Origin of the sequence: Collimonas arenae (genome assembly GCF_000786695.1) — a bacterium.
Taxonomy (GTDB): Bacteria; Pseudomonadota; Gammaproteobacteria; order Burkholderiales; family Burkholderiaceae_D; genus Collimonas; species Collimonas arenae_A.
In genome coordinates this window covers 4,257,787-4,279,308 of record NZ_CP009962.1, presented here as the reverse complement: position 1 = coordinate 4,279,308, position 21,522 = coordinate 4,257,787, and the positions used below count along the sequence as shown (strand labels likewise).

Annotated in this window: 25 protein-coding genes; 16 read left to right on the top strand and 9 right to left on the bottom strand. The window is 54.9% G+C overall.

Features of this window, described 5'->3' with window-relative positions:
• Positions 1-446: 446 nt before the first annotated feature.
• The 4 genes from LT85_RS18645 to LT85_RS18630 all read right to left on the bottom strand — a co-directional run bounded on the left by LT85_RS18645 (position 447) and on the right by LT85_RS18630 (position 4,336).
• Positions 447-752 (bottom strand): hypothetical protein, encoded by a 306-nt coding sequence (locus LT85_RS18645; protein ID WP_038491844.1) that lies wholly within the window; start codon positions 750-752, stop codon positions 447-449.
• 27 nt (positions 753-779) lie between these two features.
• Positions 780-2,264: a DegQ family serine endoprotease gene (locus tag LT85_RS18640; protein ID WP_038491841.1), complete on the bottom strand. Its 1,485-nt coding sequence runs from the start codon at positions 2,262-2,264 to the stop codon at positions 780-782.
• 96 nt (positions 2,265-2,360) lie between these two features.
• Positions 2,361-3,683: a sensor histidine kinase gene (locus LT85_RS18635; RefSeq protein WP_038491838.1), complete on the bottom strand. Its 1,323-nt coding sequence runs from the start codon at positions 3,681-3,683 to the stop codon at positions 2,361-2,363.
• Positions 3,680-4,336, bottom strand: a complete 657-nt coding sequence (locus tag LT85_RS18630; RefSeq protein WP_038491835.1) for a response regulator — start codon at positions 4,334-4,336, stop codon at positions 3,680-3,682. Before LT85_RS18630 ends, LT85_RS18635 begins: the two co-directional genes overlap by 4 nt.
• Positions 4,337-5,003: 667 nt before the next feature.
• On the opposite strand from LT85_RS18630, the gene LT85_RS18625 reads away from it, so the two are divergent.
• Positions 5,004-6,347, top strand: a complete 1,344-nt coding sequence (locus tag LT85_RS18625; RefSeq protein WP_253273575.1) for an SGNH/GDSL hydrolase family protein — start codon at positions 5,004-5,006, stop codon at positions 6,345-6,347.
• Between the two features lie 45 nt (positions 6,348-6,392).
• Here the strand turns inward: LT85_RS18625 and LT85_RS18620 are convergent, their stop codons facing one another.
• Positions 6,393-6,740, bottom strand: a complete 348-nt coding sequence (locus tag LT85_RS18620) for a FlxA-like family protein (RefSeq protein WP_038491829.1) — start codon at positions 6,738-6,740, stop codon at positions 6,393-6,395.
• A gap of 126 nt (positions 6,741-6,866) precedes the next feature.
• On the opposite strand from LT85_RS18620, the gene LT85_RS18615 reads away from it, so the two are divergent.
• Together LT85_RS18615 and LT85_RS18610 are read left to right on the top strand one after the other, a co-directional pair.
• Positions 6,867-7,091, top strand: coding sequence for a VF530 family DNA-binding protein (locus LT85_RS18615; RefSeq protein ID WP_038496763.1), 225 nt, complete (start codon positions 6,867-6,869; stop codon positions 7,089-7,091).
• A 153-nt stretch (positions 7,092-7,244) separates the two neighbouring features.
• Entirely contained in the window at positions 7,245-7,655 is a 411-nt protein-coding gene (locus tag LT85_RS18610; RefSeq protein ID WP_038491826.1) for an SRPBCC domain-containing protein, read from the top strand.
• 16 nt (positions 7,656-7,671) lie between these two features.
• On the opposite strand, the gene LT85_RS18605 is transcribed toward LT85_RS18610, so the two are convergent.
• On the bottom strand, positions 7,672-8,739 hold the full coding sequence (locus LT85_RS18605) for a zinc-binding dehydrogenase (protein ID WP_038491823.1): 1,068 nt from the start codon (positions 8,737-8,739) through the stop codon (positions 7,672-7,674).
• Positions 8,740-8,835: 96 nt separating this feature from the next.
• Between LT85_RS18605 and LT85_RS18600 the strand changes: the two genes are divergently transcribed.
• From LT85_RS18600 to LT85_RS18570, 7 genes are all read left to right on the top strand, one after another.
• Positions 8,836-9,774, top strand: a complete 939-nt coding sequence (locus LT85_RS18600; RefSeq protein WP_038491820.1) for a LysR family transcriptional regulator — start codon at positions 8,836-8,838, stop codon at positions 9,772-9,774.
• A gap of 297 nt (positions 9,775-10,071) precedes the next feature.
• Complete coding sequence (locus tag LT85_RS18595) at positions 10,072-10,227, top strand: hypothetical protein (RefSeq protein WP_156117577.1); 156 nt, start codon at positions 10,072-10,074, stop codon at positions 10,225-10,227.
• Between the two features lie 151 nt (positions 10,228-10,378).
• On the top strand, positions 10,379-11,326 hold the full coding sequence (locus LT85_RS18590; protein ID WP_038491813.1) for a cupin-like domain-containing protein: 948 nt from the start codon (positions 10,379-10,381) through the stop codon (positions 11,324-11,326).
• 54 nt (positions 11,327-11,380) lie between these two features.
• A complete protein-coding gene (locus LT85_RS25565; RefSeq protein WP_052135305.1) occupies positions 11,381-12,148 on the top strand; it encodes a helix-turn-helix transcriptional regulator in 768 nt (255 codons plus the stop codon).
• Positions 12,149-12,195: 47 nt separating this feature from the next.
• Entirely contained in the window at positions 12,196-12,651 is a 456-nt protein-coding gene (locus tag LT85_RS18580; protein ID WP_038491811.1) for a DUF962 domain-containing protein, read from the top strand.
• Between the two features lie 23 nt (positions 12,652-12,674).
• Positions 12,675-13,703 carry a 2-dehydropantoate 2-reductase gene (locus LT85_RS18575; protein WP_038491808.1) on the top strand — a complete coding sequence of 343 codons (1,029 nt, stop codon included), beginning with the start codon at positions 12,675-12,677 and terminating at the stop codon, positions 13,701-13,703.
• A 106-nt stretch (positions 13,704-13,809) separates the two neighbouring features.
• Complete coding sequence (locus LT85_RS18570; protein ID WP_156117576.1) at positions 13,810-14,055, top strand: hypothetical protein; 246 nt, start codon at positions 13,810-13,812, stop codon at positions 14,053-14,055.
• A 430-nt stretch (positions 14,056-14,485) separates the two neighbouring features.
• Here LT85_RS18570 and LT85_RS18565 read toward each other — a convergent pair whose 3' ends face one another.
• On the bottom strand, positions 14,486-14,692 hold the full coding sequence (locus tag LT85_RS18565; RefSeq protein ID WP_156117575.1) for a hypothetical protein: 207 nt from the start codon (positions 14,690-14,692) through the stop codon (positions 14,486-14,488).
• A 287-nt stretch (positions 14,693-14,979) separates the two neighbouring features.
• Here LT85_RS18565 and LT85_RS18560 point away from each other — a divergent pair, with 287 nt between their 5' ends.
• Together LT85_RS18560 and LT85_RS18555 are read left to right on the top strand one after the other, a co-directional pair.
• Positions 14,980-15,270 carry a PsiF family protein gene (locus tag LT85_RS18560; protein ID WP_038491800.1) on the top strand — a complete coding sequence of 97 codons (291 nt, stop codon included), beginning with the start codon at positions 14,980-14,982 and terminating at the stop codon, positions 15,268-15,270.
• Positions 15,271-15,428: 158 nt separating this feature from the next.
• A complete protein-coding gene (locus LT85_RS18555; protein ID WP_038491797.1) occupies positions 15,429-15,851 on the top strand; it encodes a surface-adhesin E family protein in 423 nt (140 codons plus the stop codon).
• 171 nt (positions 15,852-16,022) lie between these two features.
• On the opposite strand, the gene LT85_RS18550 is transcribed toward LT85_RS18555, so the two are convergent.
• Entirely contained in the window at positions 16,023-16,652 is a 630-nt protein-coding gene (locus LT85_RS18550; protein WP_038491794.1) for a LysE family translocator, read from the bottom strand.
• A gap of 130 nt (positions 16,653-16,782) precedes the next feature.
• On the opposite strand from LT85_RS18550, the gene LT85_RS18545 reads away from it, so the two are divergent.
• Positions 16,783-17,247, top strand: coding sequence for an Lrp/AsnC family transcriptional regulator (locus tag LT85_RS18545; RefSeq protein ID WP_038491792.1), 465 nt, complete (start codon positions 16,783-16,785; stop codon positions 17,245-17,247).
• A 96-nt stretch (positions 17,248-17,343) separates the two neighbouring features.
• Here the strand turns inward: LT85_RS18545 and LT85_RS18540 are convergent, their stop codons facing one another.
• Complete coding sequence (locus tag LT85_RS18540; RefSeq protein ID WP_038491789.1) at positions 17,344-18,027, bottom strand: response regulator transcription factor; 684 nt, start codon at positions 18,025-18,027, stop codon at positions 17,344-17,346.
• Between the two features lie 903 nt (positions 18,028-18,930).
• On the opposite strand from LT85_RS18540, the gene LT85_RS18535 reads away from it, so the two are divergent.
• The 3 genes from LT85_RS18535 to LT85_RS18525 all read left to right on the top strand — a co-directional run bounded on the left by LT85_RS18535 (position 18,931) and on the right by LT85_RS18525 (position 21,496).
• Positions 18,931-19,500, top strand: coding sequence for a TetR/AcrR family transcriptional regulator (locus LT85_RS18535; protein ID WP_038491786.1), 570 nt, complete (start codon positions 18,931-18,933; stop codon positions 19,498-19,500).
• Positions 19,501-20,020: 520 nt separating this feature from the next.
• A complete protein-coding gene (locus LT85_RS18530) occupies positions 20,021-20,686 on the top strand; it encodes a DUF3313 domain-containing protein (RefSeq protein WP_038491784.1) in 666 nt (221 codons plus the stop codon).
• Positions 20,687-20,845: 159 nt separating this feature from the next.
• Positions 20,846-21,496 carry a paraquat-inducible protein A gene (locus LT85_RS18525; protein ID WP_052135304.1) on the top strand — a complete coding sequence of 217 codons (651 nt, stop codon included), beginning with the start codon at positions 20,846-20,848 and terminating at the stop codon, positions 21,494-21,496.
• The last annotated feature ends 26 nt before the right edge of the window (positions 21,497-21,522 follow it).

The window sequence follows — 21,522 nt, the reverse complement described above, 5'->3', positions numbered from 1 at the left end:
TTTCTGCTAATTAGTCGAACCGTGAACGCCAGGATCGACAGGTTGAAAATATTTTTAATTATTTTTAATTATTTTTAATTATATTTGCGGGAGGTCGTTAGATGATTAAAAATTAATTTTTTTTATGAGGAGACAAGAAGCGGGGCGGGCCGGAATGTGCCGCGCCAATCGGGGAGAAATAAATAGGGTAGGCAGGCTGCCTTCAATTTGCAAATTGAGTGATCACTCAAATGTTGGCCGCTTGCAAAAAGATTTATTCGGGCTTGACAGTCGAGGTCGATGCATCGTAGCCGCTATCGTAACAGGCAGTGAAGGTGCAACAATAAGCAGCTATGAAAAATCCATATAGATCAAGCACATAGCTGGTCCGGATTGGAGTTATCAACAGGACTATCCACAGTTTCTGTGGGTAACTTTGTCTGAATGAGAATTCAATCGGAGAACGTTCAATCAATGACGACAGCCATAAAGACGGTAGAAAGACTGAGCAGGGTAAGGCCGAAGATGAAGGCGATGTCGGCATATTGTTCAAGCCGCGCGCTCTGCCGCGAACGCATCGCAGCATAGGACAGCACGCCGCTGGTGAGAAAGACCAGACTGTTTAGCGCCAGCAAATGACTAAGCCAGATCGCCAGCCCGCTGAATCTTGCGAGTTTGATAATCGACAGGGCGGTGATGCAGACCCCGATCATGGTGGCGGAAGAGGGTAGGATGTGCTGCGATAAATTATCGCTCTTTAACTCTTTGATCATCGCTGCCCCGTTTCCGCTATGAACGCGTTAGCTCAGGTTGAGAGGGACAAAGATCTTGTCCTTGTCGCGCTGCACCAGCAGCGCCACATTTTTCCCGGCCTTGCTGACCAGCTGGCGCAACTGCTCGACGCTGCTGACTGGTTTGCCGTTGAGCGACAGTATTACGTCGCCGCGCTGGATGCCTGCCACCGCCGATGGCCCGGTCGCATCTTCCACCACCAGTCCGCCGCGGATGCCAACCTGCTGCTGCTCGTCCGGACTGAGTTCACGCAGGGCCAGGCCTAGTCGTCCCTGTGAATTGGCGCCGTTGTCCTTGCCTGCGATTTTGAGTGGCGTGGCTTCAGTCAGCTTGACCGTCAGTGTCTTGGTCTGGCCGCCGCGCATCACTTCGATGCTGCTGGAAGTGCCTGGCGCAGTATCCGCCACCAGGCTCGGCAAGTCTGCCGACTGATTGATTGGTTTGCCGTCGAAGCGCAGGATTACATCGCCCACTTGCATCCCGCCTTTGTCGGCCGGGCTGCCCTTATCGATTGAGCTGACCAGCGCGCCGGCGGCGTTCTTCAGGCCGAACGATTCGGCCAGGGCCTGGTTGACCTCTTGTACGGCGACGCCAAGATGGCTGCGGGTGACTTTGCCATGCGCGACCAGCTGCTGTTCGACCTTGGTGGCGACGTCGATGGGAATGGCAAACGAGAGGCCCTGGTAACCCCCGGTCTGGCTATAGATCTGCGAATTGATGCCGATGACTTCGCCCTTGATATTGAACAGAGGACCGCCCGAGTTGCCAGGATTGACGGCGACGTCGGTCTGGATGAATGGCACGTAGGTATCGTCCGGCAGGGAGCGCGACTTGGCGCTGACGATACCGGCCGTGGCGGTATTTTCAAAGCCGTAGGGCGAGCCTATCGCCAGCACCGGTTCGCCTACCTTGGTCAATGCCGGATTGCCGATCTGCACGGTCGGCAGATTTTTTGCCTCGATCCGTATCACGGCGATATCGCTTTGTTTGTCGGCGCCCAGCACCTTGGCCTTGAACTCGCGGCGGTCTGTCAATTTGACGGTCACTTCCTGAGCGCCGTCAACCACATGGGCGTTGGTCAGGATCAGGCCGTCTGCGCTGATGATGAAGCCGGAACCTTCGCCGCGCATGATTTGCGGATGACGTGGGATTTGCAGTTGTGGGCCGAAGCGCTTGAAGAATTGCGAAAACGGATCGTTCGGATCGAGGCCGGAGTCGTCATCTTCGTCGGATACAGCACTTTGCTTGGCTTTACCGGTGACGCTGATATTGACCACCGCAGGTCCGGCGCGTTCGACGATGCTGGAAAAATCGGTGGCCACCGCGACGACGGGCGCACCGTTGCTGACTGGTGCTGCCGGAGCCGCTACAGGCACGGCTGCGTTAGCGTTTTCGATGCCAATATTGGCGTTCTTGGAATGCAGGTAGGCACCGCCAGCCACCACCAGAACGGCGACGGCAATGGTGCTGCGGGTAAAGTTCTGACGGTTCATTCTATGCCCCTTTATGAATGGAATAGCACACAGCATAAAGAGTGAAAATTAAAGCAGACTTAAAAAATCCGGAATTTTACGGGCCTGGAATTTTCTTCACGCCGGGAAATGCACGCTGGCGTGCAAGCCATGGCCGGTATTGCGCAGACTGACGCTGGCGCGATGGGCATCGGCGATCTGTTTGACGATAGCCAGGCCGAGACCGCTACCGTGCGCTTGCGACTGGCTACCGGCGGCACGATAGAAGCGGTCGAACACGCGCTGCAAATCGGCATCGGGAATGCCCGCGCCGTGGTCCTCCACGGCGACGGTCACGCCAGTGGCATCCTGCACAATCGACACATCGATGCTGCTGCCGGACGGACTGTAGCGCAGGGCGTTGTCGATCAGATTATTGAACAGGATGCGCAAGGCATCGACGTTGCCGGTCACGCTGGCGGGCATTTCGGCACTGATGCCAAGATCGACTTGCTGCGCATTTGCGGTGACTGCAAAATTGCCGACGACGCTATGCATCAGTGCGCGCATATCGAGTTCGGCATGCGCTTGTTCAAATGCACCGGGCTCTTGCCGCGCCAGCGTCAGCAATTGTTGCAGCAGGTGGGTGGCGCGCTCCAGTCCTTGCTTGAGGTCGCAGAACGCGGTTTGCCGTTCCGCATCATTGCCAGCGCGTTCCGCCAGTTGCACTTGCAGGCGCAAGGCAGTCAGCGGCGTACGCAATTCGTGCGCCGCATCGGCGACGAAGGCGCGCTGGGCGTTGATCGATTGCGCCAGCCGCGCCAGCAAATCGTTCAAGGCTTGCGTCAGCGGCTGGATTTCTTGCGGCAGCTTGGCGTCGGAGATCGCAGACAAGGCGTGCATGTCGCGCGCCTGTACTTCCGCAGCGGCGCGTTTGATCGGCGCCAGGCCACGGCTGACGGCGATCCAGACCAATATGCCTAATAGTGGAAACAGCAGCAGCAACGGCGTGAAGGTCTTGACCGCCATCTGCGCAGCGATGCGGTTGCGCGCGCTTTGCGGTTGTGCAATCTGCACCACTGTATTGCCGATCTGCGCGCTGTATACGCGCCATAGACCCGTGCTCAGGCGGACATTGGTAAACCCCAGTTCTGCCTGCAACGGCAAAAATTCTTGCGAATGCGAGTGATAGATCACGACGCCGGTGTTGTCCCAGATCTGGATCATGATCTGGTCATCGAGCTCGGGCCCGGCATCGCTGCCGTCGATCATTGGTAAAAACGCCTGGCGCGGCAGCGAGGCGACGATTTTCTGCATCTGGTAATCGAACAGGGTGTTGGCTTCGCCGCGCACCTGGAAATACAGGGCAATCCCGGCCAGCAGGATGCCGGCGCTTAAGCCGGCGGCCAGCCAGCGCAGCAGGCTCGTGCGTATGGAAGGCTTGGACGACGTCAAATTCATTTCGCCACCATATAACCGATGCCGCGCACATTCTTGATGAAATTGCTGCCGAGTTTCTTGCGCAGAGCGTGGATGTATACCTCGACTGCGTTACTTTCTATGCTGTCGTCCCAGCCATACATTTTTTCTTCCAGCTGCGCGCGCGACAGCACCACGCCGGGACGGTCCAGGAAGGCCCGCAGCAAGGCAAATTCGCGCGCCGACAAATTGACTTGGCGGCCTTCCAGCGTGACTTCATGGGTGGCAGGATTCAGCGTCAGCTGGCCGAGTTCGATCAGCGGTTCAGCGCGCCCCGACTGGCGCCGCAGCAGGGCGCGGATTCGCGCCGCCAATTCTTCCAGGTCGAAGGGTTTGACCAGGTAATCGTCGGCGCCGGCGTCAAGGCCGGCGACCCGGTCCGAGATGGCGTCGCGCGCAGTCAGGATCAGGACCGGAATCTGATTGGCGCCAGCGCGCAAGGACTTCAGTACTTCCAGGCCGTTCTTTTTCGGCAAACCGAGATCCAGCAGCAGCAGCTGATAGTCCTCTTGCGCCAGCGCGCTGAGCGCGGCGACGCCGTCTTGGACCCAGTCGACCGCAAAGCCATCCTGCCGCAATCCCTTGCGCACGGCTTCGCCCACCATCAGATCGTCTTCCACCAACAGCAAACGCATAGCACCAACTCCCTGGAAAAACCGCGCGGCGCCGATTATTGATAAATCAGCCTGCCGATAATCGTGACAGTGTAGCCGGATTGAATTAAACGACTCTTAAAGCAATACGGGAACAGTCTGAAAACCGTCTGCGCCCCATTCTGAGCATCGATGAAAACACTATACAGATCATGCACTTAGCTAAGATGCAGGATGGTTATCAACAGAACTGTCCACAAAATCTGTGGGTAAGTCTGCAGCGTCAAATTGAACAGTGATGAAATATCGTTATAAATCATGCACTTAACTTAGTAGCCAGGGAGTTATCAACAAGACTGTCCACAAATTCTGTGGGTAACTTCGGAAATGCACCTTGAGCAGCAGGAAAAATCCTATATAAATCAGCAGCATAGCTAAATTGCCAGTGGGTTATCAACAAGACTGTCCACACATTCTGTGGGTAACTCCTGATTAGAGGAAAACATCGGAAAGCGTTTATAGCCACCTTCAATTTGTTTCCGTGTGTCAATATTGCCGCGGGTATCATCGTGATGGTATTTTGCTATCGTTTGTGTGGGTAGCCGCCATCTGCCCAATCGCTTCCCGGTTGCCGGCTGTGGCCGGCGCATGCCGGGAAATCTTCTTGATGCAAAAGCCTTTAGTAGCAACTACAACAAGGAAACCAGCAATGAAAACACTTTTTGTGCTTTGTGCTTTGTGTTCGAATATGGCTGTGGCAGGAACAATATCCCCTGAAGTAAAACCCGATCCCCTTTACACCCATCATTTGTCGTCGTCCGGCCCGCTCTCCAAGGAACAACTGCTGAAACAGAAGCCAAGCCAAAAGCCAGCCGCGCGCAGCATGGTTGCTGGCGCAGTAACGAATGCCGCCAGCAGCAGCACCTACACTTATTTGCGCTGCTGGTACCGCACCAACAGCAATCCGACCAAGCCGACCACAACCTACGTCTGGGGCCTTGACCCGTCCAGTGGCGACTACTACCGCATCAACGGTTACTGGTGGGCCGGCGGTGCGCTGAACTGGGAAAACATGTTCTATAGCGATGTCACTCAAAGCACCTTGCAATCGGTCTGCCAAAGCACGCTGACCGCCAAAGGCATCAGCCAGCCGGTAGCAATGGTTGCCGCCGCCGACAATGCGCTGTCGTTCAACTACACCGTCTGGACTACCGACAGCGTAGTACAAAGCGGCATCAACAAGATCGTCGCATTCGGCGACAGCTTGTCCGATACCCAGAATATCTACAATGCCTCGAATTGGACTTTACCAAATTCAAACAGCTGGTTCCTGGGGCATTTCAGCAACGGCAAGAACTGGGTTGAATACCTGGCCGACAATTTGCAGCTTCCCTTGTATAACTGGGCAGTTGGCGGCGCCGGCGTGACCACCCAGAATCTGGTGATTCCTGGCGTGGTCCAGCAAGTGCAGTCCTATACGACCTATATGCAGAAGGCGCAGAACTACCAGCCGCAAAACACCTTGTTCACCTTGCTGATCGGCGGTAACGACCTGGTCAATTACAACAGCACGGTCGACCAGGTGATCAGCGGAGAAACGCAAGCCCTGCAAAGCCTGATTCAGTCCGGCGCGCGCAATATCCTGTTGCTGAAGTTGCCGGATGTGTCCAAGGCGCCGGTGTTCTCCATCAAGACCACGGGGGCGACGGTGGCGGCGCAGGTGATCGATCTCAACAACCGTCTCACCGCGCTGGTTAGTTCGCTGCAAGCGCAATATGGCAGCAGCCTGAATATCCAGCTATACGATACGTATGCCTTGTTCAATGATTTGCTGACCAATCCGGCCAAATACCAGGTCAGCAACACGACTCAGTCCTGTCTCAGCATCAATACCGATTCGACCTTGAATTACATGAGCACGCAGAGCGCCCGCTCACAGTGTACCAATCCGGATAGTTTCGTTTTCTGGGATACCTTGCATCCGACCACGCATACACACAAGTTGCTGGCCGATGCAGTAACTGCTTTCTACCGGGCTAACCTGCAGCCTTAAATGGTGGTTGCGGCCCGGCAGCTCAGCGCTGGGTCGCGCTTTGATTCAAACGTACAGATCCACATTGCCGCCGGCAGAAGCAGTCGGGTGTTTCTGCCGCTGAGTCGGCTGATCATTGAGTTTGTCCTCAATACTGGCTTGCTGCGTATCGGAAAGTTCCGGCACCGCCGCCATTTGGCTAAGCCGGCTGATTTCCATTTCAATCGAGGTAATTTGCAGCTGCAGGCCCTTGACCCGCATGTCGGCCAGTTCCTCTTCGCCTGGCGCCGGTATTTCTTTTAGTACCGTCATCAGTTGTTTTTGCAGGTTGGCAAGCTGCTTCTGCAACGCGGCAATTTGCGAGGCGGTGTTGGCAGGAGAGGGCGCTGCCGCATGCGCTGAATTGATTTTCATGACGTCCTTTCTGGATAAGTGTCATTCAATTAACGACAAGATTCCCAAAAACTTTAATACTGTGTTTCACTGGCGGCGTCCAGGCGAAGACGTAAAATGTCAGCTTGTAAGTTGATCGAGAAGCACATGACACAAAATACACACCACCATCTGCACGGCGTGACGCTGGAGGCGATGCTGACTGAACTGGTTGAACATTACGGCTGGGACGGTTTGGGACAGCGGATCGATATCCGTTGTTTCAAGAGCGACCCCAGCATCAAGTCCAGCCTGACATTTCTACGCAAGACAGTGTGGGCGCGCGAGAAGGTGGAAGCCTTGTACGTTGGCATGCGGCGTGCGATGAAATGAGTTTGCGTAAAATGAGGTAAAGTTTTACCGCGCCATTTTGAAAATTTGATTTCAAATGCATGATTTGCCATGGTGCTGCTTCTTGGATGTTGCTCAGATGTTGCTTCGATGTTGCTCCGACGCTTTGCTCACAGCACTGAAGAAAGAACCACCATGCGCAATGTGATTTATAAGACAGTGGTCCTGAAGGCGCCCGCCGACGCACTGTTCGATATGTATCTCGATCCGCAGTTGCACCAGGCGATCACCGGCTTGCCCGTGCTGATCGGGGAGCAGGCCGGCGATGAGTTCGAGGCTTTCGATGGCGCGCTGACCGGCGTCATGCTACAGGTAGCCAAGCCCAGGTTGATCGTCCAGACCTGGCGCTCGCCGGCGTTCGCCGACGATGATCCCGACTCGGTCTTGTTTCTGTCGTTTCATCCGCAGGGTGAACAAGGCCGGATCGATCTGATTCACCTGGATGTTCCCGAGCAGGAGTACGAGGATGTCAAGAAAGGCTGGCGCGAAAAATATTTCGAACCGTGGCGCGAATTCCTGGCAAATGAATGGTCCGCCACGCGCTAGCGCATCTGCACGACGATTAGAAAAGCGACACCGTAGCTTGCAGGCCTTTCATTTGCGCCGCGTGGTCGATGGCCGCTTCCAGCGCCGGGAAGGCAAAGGTTTTCAGTTCCACCGCATCCAGCGACAGCAAGCCTGCCTTGACCAGTGACAGCAGCGCCAGGTAATCGGCTGAGGTATACATGAAATGGCCGATCAGTTCCCAATTGTTGAGCAGCATGTCGCCATAGGGTATCGGCAGAGCGACTTGCATGCTGCCCATCAGCACCAGTCGACCGCCGCGACGCAAGCTGTGCAGTAGCGCCAATGTACTATTGGCGTCGCTGGCCTGTCCGACCATGTCGTATGCCAGCGCGATGCCGCCGCCTGCTGCGGTACGGATGGCGGATGCGTCGCCGGCAACATCGCCGCTCAACAGCACTGCGACTACACGTCCCTGACCCAGTTCTACCAGTTTCTGCAATGCTTGTGCGTTGCGGCCCAGTGCAATCACCCTGGCAGCGCCCATTGCCAAGGCCGCCAGCACCGCGGCGGAGCCAAAGTAACCACCGGCGCCATTGATCGCCACTGTTTCACCCACGCTCAGACGGCCGCGGCGCAGGCCGCCGAAAGGGATGATGAATTTCGCCAGTACCGCCAGCCGTTCGGCAGCCACGTGATCGAGTCCGTCCAGCGGCAGTAACGTGGAAACAGGAAACTCGGCTACCTCGCGCAAACTGCCATGTGGGAATTCTTCCAGCATGGGCGTGCTGTCGGCGCTGATGCCGGTCAGGCCGATCAGTACTTGCGGCGGTTCCGCTACAGCCTCGTTAGCGATCCAGTAGGGATTGACGGCTACCCGCTGTCCCGGCTGGAACTGCTGCACGCCGGCGCCGACAGCGATTATCCGGCCGATGCCGTTGGTGCCCGGCGTAAACGGGCTGGGCGGATAAGCGTAGGGCAAATTGCTTTGCAGGTAATTGCGGGTGTAGCTCAGCAGTGGCACCGCCTCCATCTGTACCAGTGCAGCGCCGGCACGCAGTTCGGGCTGGGCGACGTCTTCCAGTTTCAGTGTCAATTGCGGGCGGTTGAACATCCATGCTTTCATCTTGGGCTCCTGTTTCCTGTTGTTCATGACGATGATTGAACTTTAAGGCGCGCCAACGTATATTTGAAATCAATTAATGGCATAGGACCTATCAATGTGATTGATCTTCGTGGGATAGATTTGAATTTGCTGGTATCGCTTGATGCTTTGCTGGAGGAGTGCAATGTCACCAAGGCGGCGGCGCGGCTACACCTGACCCAGCCGGCGGTGTCCACCCAGTTGTCGCGGTTGCGCAAGATTTTCGACGATCCCTTGCTGATACCGGCAGACTGCGGCCGCGGCATGACTCCCAGTGCGCGGGGACTGGCCTTGATTGCACCCTTACACGCTGCACTTAGCGACTTGCAAATCGTGATCAGGCAGCGGCCGGTGTTCGATCCCTGGCAGGACAGCCGCCGTTTTGTAATCGCCGCCAACGATAATGCAACCGCGGTGCTCGGCTTGTGCCTGATGGAGCGGCTGCCGCAGTTGGCCGGTAGCGGTATCAGGGTCGCTTTCGTCAGTGCAGACCAGCGCCTGGTGGCGACGCAACTGGAACGGGCGGAGATCGATCTGCTGCTCGGTTCCGAGCGCATGGTGCCATCTTCGATGAAAGCCAGGAAAATCTACGACGAGCACTTTGTCATGGCGCAGCGTAAAGGGCATCCACGGGGCACTGGCGCATTGGATCTGGATCAATATTGCGCGCTTAAGCATGTGCTGGTATCCACCAGTGGCGGCAGCTTTCACGGGTTCATGGACGAGCATCTCGAATTACTGGGAAGGCAACGCGAAGTCTCGCTATCCGTACAAAATTTCACATTGGTACCTGATCTGTTATGCAATAGCGACTACGTGTCGACTTTGCCGAGCCGCTTTCTGGAACGTTATCGCGATCGGCTGGATGGTTTCACGCTACCGTTCCAGGCGCGCGGATTTTCCCTGTTTGCTGCGTGGCATCCACGTAACCAGAACGATCCTGCCTTGCTATGGCTGCGGGAAGCAATTGCTACTGTGGGGGGAGCGTCGTCTGTCCAAGACCCGGTATCAATGTGAAATAGGCGAGCCTGCAGCGCGTTGATGAAATGATTGTTTAAATAGTAATTTATGACATGTTGTCGAATGTGAAATGGGATCATAAATTCCTGTTTGTAAACCTGTCAAATTTAACAGGTGTGGTAGTGTCCGATTCTTACTAGAATGAGTTGTCTATCGGAGCCTATCCTCTCCTATGTTGATATTTAGCTCGCTGCCGCAAGGTGGCGGGCTTTTTTTTATTATCTGCGCTTATTGATCACTTATCGCTTACCTATTGCCCATGCAACACGCGCGGCGCGCCGGGACAGTTCGATCGTGGCTTCAGCAGGTTTCAGTATGGCAGCGGCGGCAATGCCGACCTCGGTGATGGACCGTGACCAGCTCTGGCAAGCCGCGCAAGCCCAGCTGATCAATCGCTTGAACAGCGGCAACCGGATCCGCATGATCCAGGACGATTTCCGGAATTTCTAAACGTTGAATGCATTTACATCGCAGAAAAACATCGGAGAAAATTTCTCCGATGCATCCTGCTAAACTACGGAATTGCGTGGGCATGACGGTAGGCAGATTATCTAGAAATGCCGCCTTTCTTCCAGTTTTTTTGGTTTTTTATTGATTCTTTATGACTTCGATTCGCGGCCCATCCTTCCAGTTAGTCGACCAGATCGATGCCGATCAGCTTCAGCGCGACGGCGGCTTCGGTGCGCGTACCCGGCCTTTGCTGGTCAAGGGCGCATTGCGCAACTGGCCGGCGCAGCAAGGCTGGTCGTTTGAACAGATGGCGGCGCTGCGCTACAAGGACGGTTCCGAGCCGCAGGTGAAATTCCAGAACGGTTTGGTGGAGCAGGGCCAGACCCGGCACCGTCCGGTGATGCCGGTCGGCCCCTATCTGCAAGGACTGGCGGAGCTGGCCAAACATGCGCTGCCGGACGATGCCGGCTTGCTGCCAGACCGTCGCCGGCATCAACTGGCTCCTGAAGAGGAATTTTTTCTCGACTGGGGACACATGCAATCGTTCCAGCCGGATCGGATGTATCTGGCGCAGTGGAATATTCTCGACGAGTTTCCAGCGCTGCGCCATGACTTCTCGATCAAGGATTTGTGGCCCGGCTTGCGCTGGACCTGGGAATATGTCTTCATGGGGCCGGCCAATACCGTCACCGGCCTGCATTACGACTTTCCGCATAACTGGTTTTGCCAGGTTCGCGGCAGCAAGGAATTCATTCTGTTCCCACCTGAACAAACGCCGCATATGTGCATTTCCCGGAAATTCGACTGGGGCGCCGTCCTGAGCGATATTAATATCTCGCGGCTTGATCAGCAACCGGACAAGCTCCAGGAATTTGAAAAAACGCAAGGTCTGTATGCGCGGGTGGAAGCCGGCGATGCGCTATTTATTCCGAAGCGCACCTGGCACGCGGTAGTTTCGCTGGAGCCATCGATCAGCCTCGGCGTGTTTGGTCTGACTGCTCCCGAAGTCTTGTTTGGCGGCGTGCCGAACGAGATAAAGCATATATTCCATAAAATGCATCTGTACCGATGGGGCAATTGCACCTGCCACAAATTTTAAGACCCGGGCCGAAGTTTCGCCAGCAACCATGGTTTCCTGCGAGGCAAAGTAAGATTGAAGAACACGCAACGCTCATTGCTGTTTCTTTGGCGCGGCTGCTCCCTGGTGATCGGTCCCGGCATCGATTCCAAATTCCATGCGCATTTTGCAACCCAGCTGACCTGGGGCCTGGACGCCCCGTTTCAGGCCCGCCTGGCGCCGGACCTGCCATGGACGACGACGCGCGCCGCCATCTTTGCCTCCAACCAGCCGCACCAGATTCACTGCGAAGCGAGGTTGCTGGCGCACCTGTTCGTCGAGTTGCCGCAGCGTTCGCCGGCTGCGCAGAGCGTGCTGGTCGCCGACTATGACTGCGTCGATGCCTTTGAGCCGGTGCGTGACGGACTCGATCTGGCGCGGCACGGCAGCCTTGATCTGCAGCGCGCCGGGCAGTTGACACAGGACTGGCTGGCGTGTACCTCGTTGTACGACCGCGCACGGCCGGGGTTTGATCACCGGATCAGCCAAGCGCTGGCTTCGATTGCCTTGCGTCCTGGACAGCAGCCACCTAGCGGCGCGGAACTGGCTGCCGGCGTGCATTTATCGGCCAGCCGCTTTACCCATCTGTTTCGCCAGCAGACCGGTTTGTCGTTGTCGCGCTACCTGTTATGGTCGCGCTTGATGGCTGCGGTCGAAGCGGTCGCGCGTGGCGATAATATGACACATGCCGCGCACAGCGCCGGATTTGCCGACCTGGCGCATATGAGCCGCACCTTTCGCAATACCTTCGGGGTAGTGCCCTCGGAGCTGCAAAAGATGGCGATTGCGTTCAAGCGCGAGTAAAAATGATGATCTAAGATGGCTGTATACCTAGATAAACGGAGACCGCCATGAACCAGAATACGCAGCCGCTAACAGGCCGTGCTATCGACACCTTGCTCGCCAAATACTCCGAAAGCCACTTGAATCCGGTCAACGAAGTGATTCACTTCATTTGCGTGCCGGTGATCGTCTTCACCTTGCTGGGTTTGCTGTGGGCGATCCATCCTTTGGTTGCCGTGGCAGCGGCGCTGGCTTCCTTGCTGTACTACTTTTCCTTGTCGGCGCCGTTTGCGGTCGGCATGCTGCTGATGTCGGGGGCGATGCTGGCGTTGCTCTACTTTTTACCTCCTCATCTGGTGTTGCCGGTGTCAATTACGGTGTTTGTGATTGCCTGGATAGGACAATTCATCGGTCACAAAATAGAAGGCAAGAAGCCATCGTTTTTTGATGATCTGCGCTTCTTGCTGATCGGCCCTTTGTTTGTACTGGGCTTCCTGTATCGTCGCCTGCATATCGCTTACTGATGGCTGCAGATCGTGGCGTCACAATGAAAATCGCCGTTTTCGGCGCCGGTTCGATTGGCGTCTACATCGGCGCTTCGCTCTACGCCGCCGGCGCCGATGTGGTCATGATCGGCCGCGCTCGCATGCATCGGCAGATTGCCAGCCAAGGCGTGCTGCTCACCGATCTGGATGGTCGCCGGCAGCAGCTTGAGGCGCATGATTTCCCCTATGACGAAAATCCCTCTGCACTGGCCGCAGCGGACCTGATCCTGGTCACGGTCAAGAGCGCCGACAGCGCGGCAGCGGCGGTTGCGATTGCGCAATACGCCAAGCCCGAGGCGCTGATCGTCAGCCTGCAGAATGGCGTCGGCAATGCCAATACCTTGCGTGGCGCGATGACTGGCTGGCAGGTGTTGGCCGGCATGGTGCCATTCAACGTGGTGCAGATGGCAGGTAGCCGCTTTCATCGCGGCAGCGGCGGAGAGCTGATGATCGAGGCATGCGCCAGGCTAGAACAGTGGCATGCAATTTTCAGCGAAGCGGGTTTGCCGATACAGCAATGCCATGATTTCGCCGCCATCCAATGGGGCAAGTTGCTGCTGAATCTGAACAACGCCGTGAATGCGCTGTCGGATTTGCCGCTGAAGAGCGAATTGTCGCAGCGTGCATATCGGCGCTGCCTGGCTTTATTGATTGAGGAGGCGTTGCAGGTGCTGCGCGCGGCCGGAATCCGTCCCGCCAAAATCGCCAAGGTCGCTCCGCAGTTCCTGCCGATGCTATTGCGCCTGCCTGATTCACTGTTCAAGCGGATCGCGGCGGCGATGCTGAAAATCGATCCTGAAGCACGCTCGTCGATGTGGGAAGATTTGCGGGCAGGGCGTCGTACTGAAGTGGATTATCTGAACGGCGCGATTGTCTGCCTGGCGCAATCGCTGGGCAAGGGTGCCCCCGCCAATCGCCATATCGTCGCGCTGATCCATGCTGCCGAGGGGACCGGCTTGCAGCCCTTGTCGGGGGAGGCGCTATACCTGGATCTGCAATCTCGCGCCTTACAATCTGATACAGAACCGTAAAGAAATTTTTAGGCAGCGGAACGTAAAGAGCGTAGATTGACTCAACGTTAAGTCGTCGTATCAGAGATCGATTTTGTGAGTGAAGTCATTACGAAAGGTCCGGTATATGAAAAAAATGTTGAGCATATTGACGCTATTGCTTGCGGTCACCCCCGTGGTTTATGCGCAAGATCGGCCGCAGCCTGGCATGGGACTGGAAGGGCATCCCGATGCCAGGAACGACCGGCGTCCAGAATCCTTTTACGATGGCAATCATCGGATGAACACCCATAGCGTCATGCGTTGCAAAGATGGCGCCATGCGCAAGGCGCGGGCTGATGCTTGCCGTGGCCATGACGGCAAGCACAAATGACGATAAATCCGGCGTTTGCGCAAATGGATGAAAATATCTGACGCTGATATATAGATATCTAATAACTGTTATCAGGCAAATAAAGCAGACGACAGTGTTGCAATGCCATATAGTTACACCTGTCTCCTCCAACACCTCCTAAGGTTTGGATTCAGCCCGCAACCGCAAGGTGAGCGGGCTTTTTTTTTACCTGTACAAACTGAAATTGGGTTGCGATGCATATCATGGGCGGCTTTCGGCAGCAATTGACCCGGTCTGATGCAGTACTTAAAAAATCATATAAATCATAAGCTTAGAATTTTTACGGCAAGGTTATCAACAGGCTTGCGCACACTTTCTGTGGGTAACTCGGGAGCCGCGCCATGCTGCGGACAATAAAAAGCCCCGCAGGCGGCGGGGCTAGTGATATCAACCAACGAACTCGCTAAATTCAGAAGCGCAGGAAAGAACCGCCCATTTTTTTGTAGGGCGCGCTCCAGACTGCCAATATTTTGTCGAGCAGACCTGGTTGTTGCTTAGCTGGATTCTTACCGTCGAAATGCGCATCAAAACGCGCCTGAGCTTGCATGGTACGAGTGATCGAACGTGCCGACATCGGCAGTGGTGGAGAGATGCTAGCCATAATATTCCCTTTCATGTCGTCTTCTATGTTGCAGTGCAGTATAGGCATTTTGAAATGACTTATCCAATTTCGGTTTCACATACGAGTCATGCAAATTGTGAATATCATTTTAAGAATGACACTTTGAACTGCCTCTAATTCTCTCTAACAGTCTCTTATGGCAAATCCGCATATGCATATAGCCAACATATTGGCAGGCGGTAAATTTCGTGCTGTAATGCAGCGAGCCGCATAGTCGCTGCATTCAGCTGGGCGGCGATTTTGCTGGAGATAACCCAACTGTTGGAAACGGAGAGAAAACCATGAAAAAACTGTCAGGTCTGGCACTGCTCGCTTGCTGCTTTATTTTTAATCCGGCATTTGCCGAAAATGCACAGCAAAGCAAGATGGCAACGTGCAACAAAGATGCCACCGGTAAAGCTGGCGACGACCGCAAGGCTTTCATGAAAGATTGTCTGAGCGCAAAGCCGGCAGCCGCTGCTCCTATGTCGCAGCAAGAAAAAATGAAGGCATGCAATGTTGATGCAACCGGTAAAAAGGGCGACGACCGCAAGGCTTTCATGAAGCAATGCTTGTCAAAACCTAAGGCCTAAGCCAGTTCGCAGCATCAATCCAGTGCTGCAACTCCAAAAAGCCCCGCCATGTGCGGGGCTTTTTGATTTTCACTTTGTTACTAATTTGCCGCCCTGCGGCGGGAATTATGTTTACTATGCGAAGTCGAACCCAGCACGTACCTTATAAGGAAAACTACATGAAGAAATTAGCGCTCACCCTTACCCTCGGCCTCGCTTGTGTAGTCGCTAACGCCGCCGACTGGCAATCCGTCGGCTCGAGCGATACCTCGGAACTGAAGCTGGACCAGGCCTCGATCAAGGAAACCAAAGGTATCCGGGAAGCATGGTCAATGTGGAATTTCAAAGAGCCACGCAAGAATGACGGCGACACCAAGGCATTGCCAACTTTCCAGTCCTACCAGGATTTCACCCAGTACGATTGCAAAGCCAAGACTTTACGCCTGAGTAAAGAGATTCTGTTTGCAGGACTCGATGGTTCCGGCGCTAAGGTCGATCACAGCGACGCCTTGAAAGGCTCGACTTTTGTCAAACCGGCGGATGGATCGGTAGCAGAAGTGATGATGACATTCGTGTGTAAATTCGATCTCGCTGCCAAGTAATCAATGATGAGTGAGCGTGGCGGCAAGCGGGTTTCGATCCGCTCTGCCGTCGCATACTTCTATCAGAAAGAAACATACATAGCGAATCACCCCTGATGGGGCAAAATCTACCAGCTCATCGTTGAGCGCATAATTGCCCCCAGAATGCCGGTCAGATTCCGGGCATTCGTTTCACTCCACTGACAAACGTAAGGCAAATGCCATCAACGCAGCTGAGAATGTCCAGCGCTGCATGATTTGGGCGCGCGGATTGCCGCGTAGCCAGTTTGCGATCCTGGCCGCGCCGAAAGTGAGCGCAAGGTCAAACATCACGCCGATGACGACCAGCACGACGCCGAGCTCCAGCACTTGCGACCATACCGGACCAGCGTCTGCATGCACGAACTGCGGCAACAGCACTGAGCAGAACAGCAGCGCCTTGGGGTTCAGCAGGCAACTCAGCATGCCTTTGAGGACCGCCGAGCGCAAGCTGGCATCGCGCTGTTGCGGCTCTACTGCATCGGTGACGCCGAATCCAGGGGAGCGGAAAATCTGTATTGCCACATACGCCAGATACACGGATCCCGCTATCCGTACCACGCTATACAGCCATGGCGCACCGCGCAGCAGGGCGGCTACGCCACAAGCGGAGAGCGTCACATGCGCAGTACGCGCGATGGCAAGGCCGCCCGCCGTCGCCAGTCCTTGCCTGATTCCTTTACTGGTGCTGGTCTGCAACACCAGCGCCATGTCCGGGCCAGGTAGTGCGTAGACAACCACTAGCGCACCGATAAAGACTGAAAGCAGGTGAAGCGAAACCATGTACAACCTCCGTATTGAAGGCTAGATGATGCCGCATGTTATCTAGTGTTTTAAGGCAAATTTACGTGATTTAATCGGTTGATTTGAAGTAATGCACTAATATATGAAAATATTATGGCGGAATCCAATTATGAAAAATCTAGATAAAACCGATCGTGCAATTCTTGCCGCTGTCCGCCAGGATGGCCGCATTCCGATCGCCAAGCTGGCGGAACGGATCGGTCTGAGTGAAACGCCTTGCGCACGGCGTTTGAAGCAACTGGAAAATGCCGGCTACATTGAGGGGTATCGCGCCGTGCTGTCGCGTAAAGCGTTGGATATCGGCGTCATTGCGTTCGCACAAATCCGCTTCAATATCCATGACCGCGCCTTGTCGGACCGCTTCGAACGTGAAATCCTGGCGATCGAACGTATCGTTTCATGCCACAACATCTCCGGGTCGGCGGATTATCTGCTGCAGATTGCCGTGCGCGATCTTGATGAATACGGCGCCTTCATGCGCGATGTGATGCGCACGCTGCCCGGCGTGACGTCGGTCGAATCCATGCTCTCTTTACGCGAAATCAAAGCTGACGCCGGTTTTCCTCTGCTCTGAGGCACAAAAAATCAATTCGACATCGGATATCGACGATACGGCTCTCGCAAAAATTCCATGCTCCGGAATCGCATCCAGCCCATGAAAGCTCTTGTATCAATCGCCGAACGGACCGCTCAGTTTGTACCCTTGGGCGTAAATCGAAATCAGGCGATAGCTCGATTTTGATCCCAGCTGCAGCTTCCGGCGTATGCGCGCCAGATGTACGTCCAGCGAACGCGTCGGCACGGTGTGCCCCCACACATAGGTAAGAATATAGGTGCGCGAAATCACTTGGTTGAGATTGCTGAACAACAGAAGCGCCAACTCGAATTCCTTGTCGGTCATTTTAATCGGCCTGTCTGCCATGGTCAGGGAGTAGCTTCGGGTATGGAAGGCATAGCTGTCGAATCGCAGCAGGTCGTGCTGCGGCTGGACCGAGTAGGTGCGGCGCATCAGCGCCTGTATCACCGCCGCCAGTTCTCTGGTGCGGACCGGCTTGGCAATATAGTTGTCGGCGCCGGCGTTGAGCGCTCTGACGACGTCGTCTTCGCCTGAACGGTTGCCGATAACAACTACTGGAAAATTTGCGGGAAGATTGTCCCTGATCCATTGCAGCATCGTCAGATTGACCACATCGTCCGTTGCGAGCAGCGCCATGTCGTAGTTACGGCTGTCCAACCGAGTGATGATCTGTCCATGATTTCCATAGGCGTGGCAGCTGTATCCAAAAGAAGTGAGCGCCTTGCAAATCAGATCGGCATGACTGGTGTCGTTATCAAGAATAGCAATTTTATTCATCGTGTCGTGCTGTTGTGCGGTAGCACTTTTTCACATTGCCATTTTTCAAAATATTTACTCAAAGCAAATTCAATATCTGTATTTCCTTTTTCATTTGCCCGGTTAGATCAGAAAAAGGGGCATTTTTGTCGTCGTGTATATTTCTTTTGATAAGGAATGCACTTAGGAAATCATCGTAGAGATCGATTGCCTCGTCTAACATCAAGCGCGTTGTTTTAACAATTGTTATCAAATGAATTAACCCTATGCATAAGAAAATGCACACTTGTTAACATTTGTTTTCAAATTACATTTCTGCAAAGAAATTTTTGTGTGTTTTTATACACAGTCGATCTATCTGGATAATGCCGGCCGCCATGTGCGGATGCTGGTCTCTGCTCAATCAAGGGATTGATGCGTTGCGATCAGGTGTGTTATTTCTTGGTGGAAAAAATTAAGAGCAGCGGATATAAGTCAGGCTTGACCCTTTGATGACAGGCTTTTGAGAAGGAGCGCGTGTTTCACGGGGGAGCTGGCGTCAGGAGCGTCGGCAATAGCTGCAGATGCTGGCGCGCAAAATCTGCTGTTGTTTGTCAGGAGTGTGATCCCTCGTCGAGTATTGCGGCTCTGCTGGCGAATACGCTCGCATCTGCTTCACATGGAGACTGACTGCGGCGCATGCGTAACCAGTACGGCGCCGATTCTTAACAATCTCTGTTATCTCTGTTATCTCTGTTATCTCTGTTATCTCTGTTATCTCTGTTATCTCTGTTATCTCTGTTATCTCTGTTATCTCTGTTATCTCTGTTTACAGCGTCGTACGTGGAGAGAAATCGCAAAAAAACAAACCGGAAAGATTGTTTCTGTCCTCATTCCACGCTATCGTCATGGATTTGGCGGGCGTTCCCGCGATGGAGACAGGCATTGGACAATACCACCCGCTCGGAACGATCCCGCAGCCTCATCATCCAGGCGGCGCTAGCCATTATCGTGCGCGACGGTCCAGGCCGGCTAACGCTTGACGCCATCGCACGCGAAGGCGGTATCAGCAAGGGTGGGGTGATGCATCAATTCGGCAGCAAGGCGGCAGTGTTGAAAGCGTTGCTGGAACATCAGGCCGAATATTTCGAGAAATTTTCCCAGGACTATATGGCCAAGCTGGGGCCTGCAACGCCGGAGGCCCAACTGGCGACGCAGATTGCGGTCGCGCGCGAAGCCATCAATGATCCGCAATCGATCGCCTTCGCCATTCTCGGCGGGATTGGCGAAGATCCTAGCCTTTTATCCATGTTCCGGGAAAACGATGCCAAAAAGATTGAAGCCATCCAGGGGGAGGCGGCGGATCCGGAATTGGCGACGCTGCGTTGGGCAGCAGCCAGGGGATTGCTCTTGACCTCCATATTGGGACTCTGTCCGCTCTCGAAGGAAGAGCGCGAGCGTCTGTTTGATCGTCTGCTCGACGGCCAGCAATGGTCAACTCCCTTGAAGACTTAGAGGTTGTTGCGAACACAGATGGCTAGGAGGGTGTAGCAGGGGTTTCGGACGACACTGTCGTCTGCCTGCAGAAAGGCCCGGGCTTGCAAGCCCGGGTGGGCCTTGCAAGGGCAACAACGCCAGGTGTGTTCGCAACAGCCTCTTAGAAGATCCATTACTTGCTATTACTTGCTCTCGGATCCTTGAGAGAGCGGGGACGTACGCCAATCCAGCCTTGAATGCACTACGTCCAGCAGGGGATGGGGCTTATATCCTCGCGATTGGATATCGGAAAAAACTTCTTATTTAAAAACCGACCAGACGGTTTGCAAATTGATGATTCGGTGCTATATTGGGCGCCAGAGTAAGTGTGAGCGCGGCTGTGGAAGGATTCCGATAGCAATCCAGCATCGTTTCTGAGGCAGCCTCCAGCTTGATTTCAGGCTCGCCTGTATCCGGCGGCATGCTTCTCGGCTACTGGTCATCGACGCTCGTCAGGCGATGACCTTCAATCTCTGGAAAATCTGAAAAGGAATGTGACATGACCCTATCCATGAAGGCGAGCCGGCTGGCGCTGGTCGTTTTATGCGGCGTTGCCCTGGCGGCTTGCAGCAGTATCCAGCCGGTGCCGTATTCCGGCATCTCGTCGTCATCCGTACTGACGGCCAATACGAAGGACGATTCCGGCCGCATTCCCTACAGCTATTCGACCCCCGTCGATTGGAGCAAATACAATCGGATCATCATTGATCCGGTGACGGCCTACCGGGGCCCGGACCAGCAGTTTGGCGATATGGATGAAAAAGACAAGGCCACACTCGTTAGCTATATGCAGACGCAATTCACTGAAAAGCTGAAGACGCGCTTCCTGGTCACCAGCAATGCGTCCGCGAACACCCTACGCGTCAAGCTCACGCTGACAGGTGCAGCCACCAGTACGCCGGTTCTCAGCACGTTTTCACGTTTTGATCTCGGAGGCGGCCCCTACAACGCGGTACAAACGGCTCGCGGCAAGGAGGGGTTATTCACTGGATCAGTGATCTACGCGGTCGAGATTTACGATGCGCCAAATGACCGGCTTCTTAGTGCCTTCATCACGAAGCAATATCCTAGTCCCTGGAATATAGGCGCGACGATGGGATCGTTAGCTGCGTCGAAAGCCGGTATTGAGAAAGGCGCAGACGCACTGGTCGCGCAATTAAAGTGAGCGGCTGGGCCGCTCAAGTCGATCAGTTCCACAACGGCATTGGCCGTTCCGCCTACTGAACAAGATGCGGCCCAGCGAGAATCAACCATTGCCATCATCGACAGGATGGTATTCCAGGCTGGCGTAACGCCAGCCGCAGCCATCTCATAGTTGAATACCATGACGAACCATATTGCAGCGAGCGACGCTTCGGTTTCCGTCGCCGGCTTTCCGCATCTGATCGCTTGCAAATACTGCGATGCCGTTTATCAGCGCGCCGATCTCGCCGAGGGCGGGCGCGCCCTGTGCTCGCGCTGCGGTGGCGTGCTGTACCGCGAAAGCGCCCGTGCATATTACCGTCTGCTGCCGTTGGCAATGACGGCGCTCATCTTGTTTTCGATATCGAATATTTGTCCGGTGGTCGAAATTGATCTCATGGGCATACGCACGCAGACCACGCTTTGGGGTGCGGTGGCGGCGCTCTACGCGGATCATATGGCGCTGGTAGCCGTACTGGTATGTGCGACCACCATCCTGTTTCCGCTCGCAGAGATGCTGATGATACTGTACCTGCTGGCGCTGATGAGGCGTAAGCGCGTGCCGCCCGGATTCGAACGTATCGTGCGTATCATCCAGCTAGGCCGCCCATGGGGCATGATTGAGATCTATCTGCTCGGCGTAGTGGTGACGCTGGCCAAACTCTCCAGCATGGCCGAGATCATGCCAGGTGTTGGATTATGGTCGTTCGGTTTGCTGGTGGTGGTGCTGGCTGCCATGCTGTCGTTTGATCCGCGCGACCTGCGGCAGTATCTGGCAAAGGCGCCGCAGTGAGCGCGCCGTTGCCCGGCAGCGCTTCG

Coding starts and splice junctions, on each gene's coding strand:
- LT85_RS18645 (WP_038491844.1), bottom strand. CDS start 752: ATGATCAAAGAGTTAAAGAGCGATAATTTATCGCAGCACATCCTACCC.
- LT85_RS18640 (WP_038491841.1), bottom strand. CDS start 2,264: ATGAACCGTCAGAACTTTACCCGCAGCACCATTGCCGTCGCCGTTCTG.
- LT85_RS18635 (WP_038491838.1), bottom strand. CDS start 3,683: ATGAATTTGACGTCGTCCAAGCCTTCCATACGCACGAGCCTGCTGCGC.
- LT85_RS18630 (WP_038491835.1), bottom strand. CDS start 4,336: ATGCGTTTGCTGTTGGTGGAAGACGATCTGATGGTGGGCGAAGCCGTG.
- LT85_RS18625 (WP_253273575.1), top strand. CDS start 5,004: ATGAAAACACTTTTTGTGCTTTGTGCTTTGTGTTCGAATATGGCTGTG.
- LT85_RS18620 (WP_038491829.1), bottom strand. CDS start 6,740: ATGAAAATCAATTCAGCGCATGCGGCAGCGCCCTCTCCTGCCAACACC.
- LT85_RS18615 (WP_038496763.1), top strand. CDS start 6,867: ATGACACAAAATACACACCACCATCTGCACGGCGTGACGCTGGAGGCG.
- LT85_RS18610 (WP_038491826.1), top strand. CDS start 7,245: ATGCGCAATGTGATTTATAAGACAGTGGTCCTGAAGGCGCCCGCCGAC.
- LT85_RS18605 (WP_038491823.1), bottom strand. CDS start 8,739: ATGAAAGCATGGATGTTCAACCGCCCGCAATTGACACTGAAACTGGAA.
- LT85_RS18590 (WP_038491813.1), top strand. CDS start 10,379: ATGACTTCGATTCGCGGCCCATCCTTCCAGTTAGTCGACCAGATCGAT.
- LT85_RS18580 (WP_038491811.1), top strand. CDS start 12,196: ATGAACCAGAATACGCAGCCGCTAACAGGCCGTGCTATCGACACCTTG.
- LT85_RS18575 (WP_038491808.1), top strand. CDS start 12,675: ATGAAAATCGCCGTTTTCGGCGCCGGTTCGATTGGCGTCTACATCGGC.
- LT85_RS18570 (WP_156117576.1), top strand. CDS start 13,810: ATGAAAAAAATGTTGAGCATATTGACGCTATTGCTTGCGGTCACCCCC.
- LT85_RS18565 (WP_156117575.1), bottom strand. CDS start 14,692: ATGAAAGGGAATATTATGGCTAGCATCTCTCCACCACTGCCGATGTCG.
- LT85_RS18560 (WP_038491800.1), top strand. CDS start 14,980: ATGAAAAAACTGTCAGGTCTGGCACTGCTCGCTTGCTGCTTTATTTTT.
- LT85_RS18555 (WP_038491797.1), top strand. CDS start 15,429: ATGAAGAAATTAGCGCTCACCCTTACCCTCGGCCTCGCTTGTGTAGTC.
- LT85_RS18550 (WP_038491794.1), bottom strand. CDS start 16,652: ATGGTTTCGCTTCACCTGCTTTCAGTCTTTATCGGTGCGCTAGTGGTT.
- LT85_RS18545 (WP_038491792.1), top strand. CDS start 16,783: ATGAAAAATCTAGATAAAACCGATCGTGCAATTCTTGCCGCTGTCCGC.
- LT85_RS18540 (WP_038491789.1), bottom strand. CDS start 18,027: ATGAATAAAATTGCTATTCTTGATAACGACACCAGTCATGCCGATCTG.
- LT85_RS18530 (WP_038491784.1), top strand. CDS start 20,021: ATGACCCTATCCATGAAGGCGAGCCGGCTGGCGCTGGTCGTTTTATGC.
- LT85_RS18525 (WP_052135304.1), top strand. CDS start 20,846: ATGACGAACCATATTGCAGCGAGCGACGCTTCGGTTTCCGTCGCCGGC.